We start from the raw sequence: 7,522 nt of genomic DNA, 5'->3' as shown, positions 1-7,522 counted from the left end.
GAAGAGCGTCATTTCCTTCTCGAAGACGAGCGTCGGCCACGTGAGACCCGGCACCGTTTCGACACCGGCGAACAGACGCGGAAAGCGCTCGATTTCCGACTTCATGTCGGCTTCGCCGCGCTCGACGATCATCTCGTACGTGCCACGGCTTGCGATGATCTGCTGCGCACCTTCGGCGAAGTAGGCCGACGCACCCAGCACGCGCACGGCGTGATAGTGCGAGAGCACCACATACTTGATCGGCTTGTCGGTGACTGTGCGGATCTTCGCGATGAGATCCTGCGCCATGGCGGGCGTGGCTGTCGTGTCGACGATCATCACGCCGTCGTCGCCGATGATGACGCCGGAGTTCGGGTCACCCTCGGCCGTGTAGGCCCAGGTGTTTTCCGACAATTGGGTAAATGTGACCTTCTTGGTTTCCAGGTCGGCTTGCGAGGCGAATGCTTTGGCCATGCTTGTCTCTCTCTTATCTCGTCTGCGGGGATGATGCGACTGATGGGGTGGATGAAGCCATCTTACGAAATGCCTTTAATATTTGTCAATGACAAATAGTATCGTTATTTGCTAACGTTGCTTCGTGAGCGATGGAATGACGTTCCCGTCTTGGGTTAACCCCGAGGAACGTCGGGATCGATGCCATTGCGGGCGTCGACTTGTTTAGAATCTAGGCCATTTTCCTTTGGGAGCCCGCCTCCCTTGATCGCATGAATCGAATTCCGATGGACGGCACGGCCGACGCGAGCGGCCAACCCGGGCGTGCCTCGCGCGGCGTGCAAAGCGTGGACGTGGCGGCGCGCGTGCTTCAGGCGCTGGCGCAGGCGCACCGGGCGCTGGGGCCCGGCGATCTCGCCGCGCTCGCCGGGCTGCCGCCTGCGCAGGCGCATCCGTATCTGGTAAGCCTCACGCGGCTCGGCTTGCTCAAGCGAGACCCGATGTCGGGCGACTACACGCCGGGCCCGATGACGTTGCGTCTCGCGTTGCTGCATCTCGAGAACGACCCGGCGTATCGCGCGGCGGTGCCGCGTGTCGTTGCGCTGGCACGCGAGACGGGGCTTTGTGTCGCGATCTGCACGAGTGCGCCGCAGGGCCCGCTCGTCGTGCATTTCGAGCGTGCGGCGTTTCCGTTGCATGTGAATCTGCACGTGGGATCGGTCATGTCGCTCACGACGACGTCGACCGGGCGGGCGTTTTGCGCCTTCACCCCGCAGGCGCAATGGCCGCAGGCGTGGCGTGAGCAGATGCCGACATCCCCGAGCGAGCGCGAAGGGTTCGATGCGCTGCTCGACGAGACACGCGCGCACGGTGTGGCGCGTAGCGTGAATACGCCGAGCCCGTCGGTGAGCAGTCTGTGCGCGCCGGTGTTCGATGCGAGCGGGCGGCTGCGTCTCGCGCTCACCGCGATCGGGCCGACGGCTGCACTCGATGTCGCCTGGGACGGCGCGGCGGCGAATGCATTGCGCGCGACGGCGAGCGACATCGCCGCGCAAATCGATGCTCGTGGTGCAGACGGCAAGGAGGGCGCATGAACGCGACGCCAAGCCGAAAGGAAACGCGCGAGGTGCCGGACGACGTGGCATCGATGCCCGCGAAACCGCAGCGCGGCATTCAGGCGCTGGAAAGCACCGGGGCATTGCTCGAGGCGCTGGCGGCGGCGGGGCGTCCGCTGCCGCTCAACGCGCTGGCGCGCAACGCGGGGATGGCGCCAGCAAAGGCGCATCCGCATCTGGTGAGCCTGCAACGTGCCGGCTTGCTCTCGCGCGATGCGAACGGCAATTTCGAGGCGGGGGCGCTCAGCCTTGAGCTAGGCTTGATGGCATTGCAGCGTCTCTCGCCTACGGGGGAGGCCGAGCCGGAGATTCTTGCGCTGGCTCACGCCACCGGGCTGTCGGCCGCGATGGCCGTGCTGGGGCCGGTCGGCCCCACGGTGGTTCGGCTTGAGGAGGCGATGCGTCCGCAGCACGTGAGCTTGCGCATCGGCACGGTGCTTTCGTTGGTGAACACCGCCATGGGGCGCACGTTCGCGGCGTTTCTGCCCGATGCGGTACTCGGCGGCATGCTCGCACAGGAATCGGTGCGCATGGCGGGCCTCGGCGCGGAAGGGCGCGCGTCGACGCCCCCAGCCGATTTTGCCGCGCGGTTGAAGGTGATTCGCGAACAACGATTCGATACGGCGCAGAGCAACCCCGTGCCCGGAATCGACACGGTGGCGGTACCGGTGTTCGATCACACGGGAGAAGTCACGCTGGTGCTTGCGTTGATGGGGTCGGCGGGCAGTTTCGAGACGGCGCTGGGCGCATCGCCGGCGCAGGCCTTGCTGGCGGCGGCGCGCAGGCTGTCGTGGCGCTTTGGCGCGGTGGGCCGGGCGGACGGCGCGGATGGTTCGGTTGGCGCGGTAGGGTAAGCGCGCGGCGTCGACGCAGTCGCGCGGCGGGAGCCGTGTCGGTACAGACCGATCCCGGCCGAGACGTCATCCGGCCGGGTGAAGGTTCAGCGAGTCGTCAATGAATGGCCAACGCGTTGGCCTGTGCGTTGGCCACGCCGGCCACCACGTTCACACCGAGATTGCCCGAGGCGCCCATCAGGGCCCGGTCACCCAGCGACGCGCTCGGCACGCCGGTCAGGATCGTCGTGTTGCGGATCGTCTGACGGGTATCGACCGCAACGCGCGAGGCGTTCGCCAGCACAAGCTGATTCGACTGCAAGTTGAGCGCGCCGGCGGCAACGTTGACGCCGAAGCTGCCGTGCGCGTTGCGCAGCGCGACGGTGCCGAGGGTGGCGGTCTGGCCGCCACGAAACACGGCGTCGCTGGCGAGGGTTTGTCGGGTGGAGAGATTGACGACGGTGGCGTCGTTGAGGGGGGCGGCGAAGGCCGGCGCCTGGGCGACGGTCAGCACGAGGGCACTCAGCAAAGCAATACGCGGCATATTGATTTTCCCCAGAGAGTCCGTTGGGACGGATATCTGGTTATCGGCGCCTGAGGCGCTCGGGTTGAAGGAAATTTTCATGTGCCGCGGATGCGCCGGACGTTGACGGATTGCCCCGACACCGGCGCGTTGCGTCACTGAAAGCCGCGATCATTCCCATAACCGCCGCGGCGCGCATTTTCGCATGGCGACGCGCGATTGCGTCGCCATGCCGTTGCGTCGGTGATGGTTGGCCGAGCGTGCCTTGACGCGCGAGATTACGCCGGTTCTCCCGCGCCGTTCGCGAGTTTCGCCGCCGTGACGTGCGATTGCGTTGCCGCTTGCTGCTGCACCGACGCCGATTTCTTGTGGTCGATCAACAACACGGCGACGACCGCGATGACGGCGGGAATGGCGATTGCCATAAAGTTTTGCTGCAAAGGCAGCGACAGGCTCACCAGCATGCCGATCGCGATGGGCGCGAGAATGGCACCGCTGCGTCCCACCCCGGAGGCCCAGCCGATGCCCGTGCCGCGCGCGGCCATTGGATAGAACTGTCCCGCGTAGGCGTAGGTGACGATCTGCGTGCCGATGGTCGACGCCCCGGCCAACCCCACCAGCACGAAGAGCACCGGCGTCGGTACCTTCACGCCGAGCAGCGTGATGGACACGGCGGCCAGCGCATACATGCCCACGAGCACGTACTTGATGTTGAAACGGTCGGCGAGCCAGCCGCCGCCGATGGCGCCGAGCATCGCGCCAAAGTTCAGCACGAGCACAAACGTGAGCGCCGAGCCGAGGCTATAACCGGCGCTTGCCATGAGTTTGGCGAGCCACGAACTGAGCGCATACACCATGAACAGACACATGAAGAACGCGATCCACAGCATGACGGTGCTCACGCCTCGCCCGTCCTGAAACAGACGCGAGAGCGGCGCAGCCTGCTTGCGATCCGCCGAGGCCAGCGCGAACTGATCGCCCGGCTGCGCAACATAATCCGGCGCGAGGCGGGCAAGCACTTGCTTGAGCGCGTCGAGACGGCCAGTGCGGATCAGGAACGGCATCGACTCCGGCAGTGCCCTCATCGCGAACGGCACGAGCAGCGCGGGCAGACCCGCCGCCAGAAAGACGGACTGCCAGCCGTGCGTTTCGATCAGCCCCTTGCCGAGCAGCGCCGCGAGCATGCCGCCCACCGAATAGCCCGAGAACATGAGCGTGACGAGCGTGGCGCGCAGGCGACGCGGCGCGTACTCCGTCATTTGCGCGACCACGATCGGCATCACGCCGCCAATGCCGACGCCCGCGAAGAAGCGCGTCACGGAGAAGCTGATCGGCTCGTGTGTGAATCCGGCCATGGCGGTGAACAGCGAGAACATCAGCACACAGATGGCGATAGCTTTGCGACGGCCGATGCTGTCGGCCACCATGCCCATCGCAATGGCGCCGAACATCATGCCGAAGAGGGCGGCGCTGACCATGAAGCCGGCACTGGTGGCGTCGACGTTCATCGCTTTCATGATCGAGGGCAGCGCAATGCCCGCGACCGCGAGATCGTAGCCGTCGAAGATGATGATGAGCGCGCACCAGAGCAGAATGCGGTAGTGATAGCCGTTCAAGCGGGCGTTGTCGGCCAACTCATGTACGTCGATAGGTCGCATGCGAGTGTCTCCATAACGAATCCGCCCTCCGTCGAAATGCGGAGAGTCTTGGGGATGTCTTGACCGACGCAAGCGGCACCAGGCCGGGCCCCATCCGGGCGGCCGAGGACCGTTGCCGAGGAAGCCGACTGCCTCAACACACCTCGATGGGCAGCTATTTATGCAATATTGTGCATGCAGTAAACGCGAAATGACGATTCACTGCAAGGACAATTTGCCCGATTCAGGGTTTTACAGGAGGAAACGAGGCGCGTAAGTGCCTGTTTAATTGCGGTGGTGACGGGTGCGGAGGGAGCGTGGTGTGCGGCGGCAGGACGCCGCCGCACGAAGACGCAGGATGCAACTTATTGCTTGGCGACCGAAAATGGCGGGAGCTGATAACTCCAGGTCTCGCTCACGGCCTTGCCGCCGGAGACGAGGGCGGCCCGCAGTTCCACGACCTTGGCCGGATCCTTGACCATCACACGCAGATTCAGGCGCATGCCATGCGTGACCGGGTTCGGTTGCAGCGTCTGCTCGATGAGGGTGGCGTTATCGCTCACGCTGACCTGTGGCGCGACCGAACCGGCGGGCAGCGTGGCGAGCGGGCCGCCGTCGAAGTCCACGATCAGCCCGGTGCTGCCGTCGAAGTGACGGATCAGGTTGGCTTGGGTAATCTCGCCCGCCGTGCGCAGCGTCTGCTTTACCCAGGCCAGACGTCGATCGACGATGCCACGCTCGTTCATCGTCCAGTGGATCGTGTAATCGGCCTGCAGCGGCTGCCCCTTGGGTGGCAATTGGTCAGGCGTCCAGAACGCGCCGATGTTGTCATTGGTCTCGTCCGGCGACGGGATTTCCACCAGCTCGATATGGCCCTTGCCCCAGTCGCCCTGCGGCTCGATCCAGGCGCTTGGGCGAAGATCGTAACGATCCTTCAGGTCCTCGTACTGCGCGAAATCGCGCCCGCGCTGAAGCAGGCCGAAGCCGCGCGGATTCGTCACCTGGAACTGGCTGATGGCCAGATTGCGCGGATTGTTCAGCGGACGCCAGATCCATTCGCCATTGCCGGCGTGAATGGCCAGGCCATTCGAATCGTGCAATGCCGGACGGAAGTTGTACGGATCGCGCTGCTGATTCGGTCCGAACAGGAACATGCTCGTGAGCGGCGCGATGCCGAGCTTGGTCACCGGTGCGCGGAGGAAGACCCGTGCCTGCACCTTCAACAGCGAATCCTCGCCGGGCGTCAGATCGAAGCGATAGGCGCCGGTGGCGCGCTTCGAGTCGAGCAGCGCGTAGAACACCAGGTGCTTGTCGCCCGCGTTCGGCCGTTCGATCCAGAACTCGCGAAAGGCCGGGAATTCCTCCGCGATGGGCAGGCCCGTGTCGATGGCCAGACCGCGCGCCGAGAGTCCGTAGACCTGTCCTTTGCCGATCACACGAAAGTAGCTCGCGCCGAGCACGCTCATGATTTCGTCGAGCTTGCCCGGTTCGTTGATCGGGTAAAGCACGCGAAAGCCCGCGTAGCCGAGATTGTGCGTGGCGCTGCGGTCGAGCTTGAGATCGCCGAAGTCGAAGCGGTGGCTGTCGTACTTGATCTCGTCGATCTTGGCGTTGGGGCCTGTGCCGACGACCTCGTTGATCTTCACCGGCGTGCTGAACTGCATGCCCTGGTGATAGAAACCCAGCTTGAACGGCGAGGGCTGATCGTTCCATTCGAACGCGTCGCGCCGCGGCTGGATCTTGATGTAGTCGCCGAACGGCATCTTGGCGAAGGCCGGGGTGAGATTGCTCACTGGCGCGACGTAAGGTTTGTCGGCGAGCGCCTTCGCGCGGGCCGTGACGTCCTCGAGCGAGAAGGCATGGGCATGCGCGGCGCCCAGCAGGGCCGCACCCGTGACGAAGGCGGACACGAGCGCGCGTGCGCCGCGTCGATGCCGAGACTTGGCGGGGGGAAGCAGAACCACGAAATTCTCCAGTCGTTGGGGGGGCGTATCGCGCCCGATGGCATCGCGACGTTCGCGAAAGCCGGGACGGACGCCTTCGGGAAAAACCAATTGTGGCAAAGTATCGCACTTCGCACTTCGAGTTACGCACCCGGATCGTTGCGCCGGTATGGGTAACGCCAGTTGATACGACGCGAGGCACTGCCGCGCGATCTCGCCGGTCATCCACACGTCGCGCCACATTGGATCGCTAGCAGATGAGAATGTTCTCCGCACTGGCGCTCGCGGCCAGTCTCACGGCCGCACCGGCCTTCGCCGACGCGCCTGCCGCCCTGGGCAACGGTGCTCAAGGCAATCCCCCGGCGGCCATGCCGTCTGCGTCCGCCAAGCGGGCGTTCATCGACGACCTCATCGCGCGCATGACGCTCGAGGAGAAGGTCGGCCAATTGCGCCTGATCAGCATCGGCTCGGACATGCCGCAGCCGCAGCTCATCAAGGAGATTGCTGCCGGTCGCGTAGGGGGCACGTTCAACTCGGTCACGCGCAGCGACAACCGCCCGCTGCAAGACGCGGCCGTCAAGCAAAGCCGCCTGAAGATTCCCATTTTCTTCGCCTACGACATCGTGCATGGGCATCGCACCGTGTTCCCGATCAGCCTCGGCTTGGCATCGAGCTGGGATATGTCGGTGGTGAAGCACGCCGCACGCGTGGCCGCCATCGAAGCGAGCGCCGACGGACTGGATGCGACGTTCGCGCCGATGGTCGACATCTCGCGCGATCCGCGCTGGGGGCGCACCTCGGAAGGCTTCGGCGAGGACCCGTACCTTGTTTCGCAAGCCGCGCGCGCGAGCGTGCAGGGATTCCAGGGCACGTCGCCGGCCAACCCGGACAGCCTGATGGCCTTCGTGAAGCACTTCGCGCTGTACGGTGCCGTGGAGGGCGGGCGCGATTACAACGTGGTCGACATGAGCCCGATGCGCATGTACCAGGACTATCTGCCGCCGTACCGCGCCGGGATCGATGCCGGTGCGGGCGGGGT

Annotated in this window: 7 protein-coding genes; 3 read left to right on the top strand and 4 right to left on the bottom strand. The window is 65.0% G+C overall.

Translation table 11 applies throughout. From position 1 onward, the window contains the following. Positions 1–453, bottom strand: a 453-nt coding sequence (locus tag A985_RS29075; protein ID WP_232424567.1) for an MBL fold metallo-hydrolase, incomplete at its 3' end; no start/stop codon positions are given. A gap of 251 nt (positions 454–704) precedes the next feature. Here A985_RS29075 and A985_RS0108970 point away from each other — a divergent pair. Both A985_RS0108970 and A985_RS0108965 read left to right on the top strand, forming a co-directional pair. Next, positions 705–1,526 carry an IclR family transcriptional regulator gene (locus A985_RS0108970; protein ID WP_157211401.1) on the top strand — a complete coding sequence of 274 codons (822 nt, stop codon included), beginning with the start codon at positions 705–707 and terminating at the stop codon, positions 1,524–1,526. Continuing rightward, positions 1,523–2,401: an IclR family transcriptional regulator C-terminal domain-containing protein gene (locus A985_RS0108965; protein WP_017233071.1), complete on the top strand. Its 879-nt coding sequence runs from the start codon at positions 1,523–1,525 to the stop codon at positions 2,399–2,401. The genes A985_RS0108970 and A985_RS0108965 overlap by 4 nt, the downstream gene beginning before the upstream one ends. 97 nt (positions 2,402–2,498) lie before the next feature. On the opposite strand, the gene A985_RS24775 is transcribed toward A985_RS0108965, so the two are convergent. From A985_RS24775 to A985_RS0108950, 3 genes are all read right to left on the bottom strand, one after another. Continuing rightward, on the bottom strand, positions 2,499–2,924 hold the full coding sequence (locus tag A985_RS24775; protein ID WP_017233070.1) for a hypothetical protein: 426 nt from the start codon (positions 2,922–2,924) through the stop codon (positions 2,499–2,501). A 257-nt stretch (positions 2,925–3,181) separates the two neighbouring features. After that, complete coding sequence (locus A985_RS0108955) at positions 3,182–4,561, bottom strand: MFS transporter (protein WP_017233069.1); 1,380 nt, start codon at positions 4,559–4,561, stop codon at positions 3,182–3,184. A gap of 344 nt (positions 4,562–4,905) precedes the next feature. Then, positions 4,906–6,450: a glucan biosynthesis protein G gene (locus A985_RS0108950; RefSeq protein WP_026131786.1), complete on the bottom strand. Its 1,545-nt coding sequence runs from the start codon at positions 6,448–6,450 to the stop codon at positions 4,906–4,908. 290 nt (positions 6,451–6,740) lie between these two features. Here A985_RS0108950 and A985_RS29070 point away from each other — a divergent pair. Then, on the top strand, positions 6,741–7,522 hold a 782-nt coding region (locus tag A985_RS29070; protein WP_369751560.1), incomplete at its 3' end, for a glycoside hydrolase family 3 N-terminal domain-containing protein.

Source organism: Pandoraea sp. B-6 (genome assembly GCF_000282835.1).
Lineage (GTDB): Bacteria > Pseudomonadota > Gammaproteobacteria > Burkholderiales > Burkholderiaceae > Pandoraea > Pandoraea cepalis.
This window is presented reverse-complemented; position numbering and strand designations above follow the sequence as displayed.

Bases quoted from the DNA above. Each gene is read 5' to 3' on its own strand.
- A985_RS0108970 (WP_157211401.1), top strand. From the start codon at position 705: ATGAATCGAATTCCGATGGACGGCACGGCCGACGCGAGCGGCCAACCC.
- A985_RS24775 (WP_017233070.1), bottom strand. From the start codon at position 2,924: ATGCCGCGTATTGCTTTGCTGAGTGCCCTCGTGCTGACCGTCGCCCAG.
- A985_RS0108955 (WP_017233069.1), bottom strand. From the start codon at position 4,561: ATGCGACCTATCGACGTACATGAGTTGGCCGACAACGCCCGCTTGAAC.
- A985_RS0108965 (WP_017233071.1), top strand. From the start codon at position 1,523: ATGAACGCGACGCCAAGCCGAAAGGAAACGCGCGAGGTGCCGGACGAC.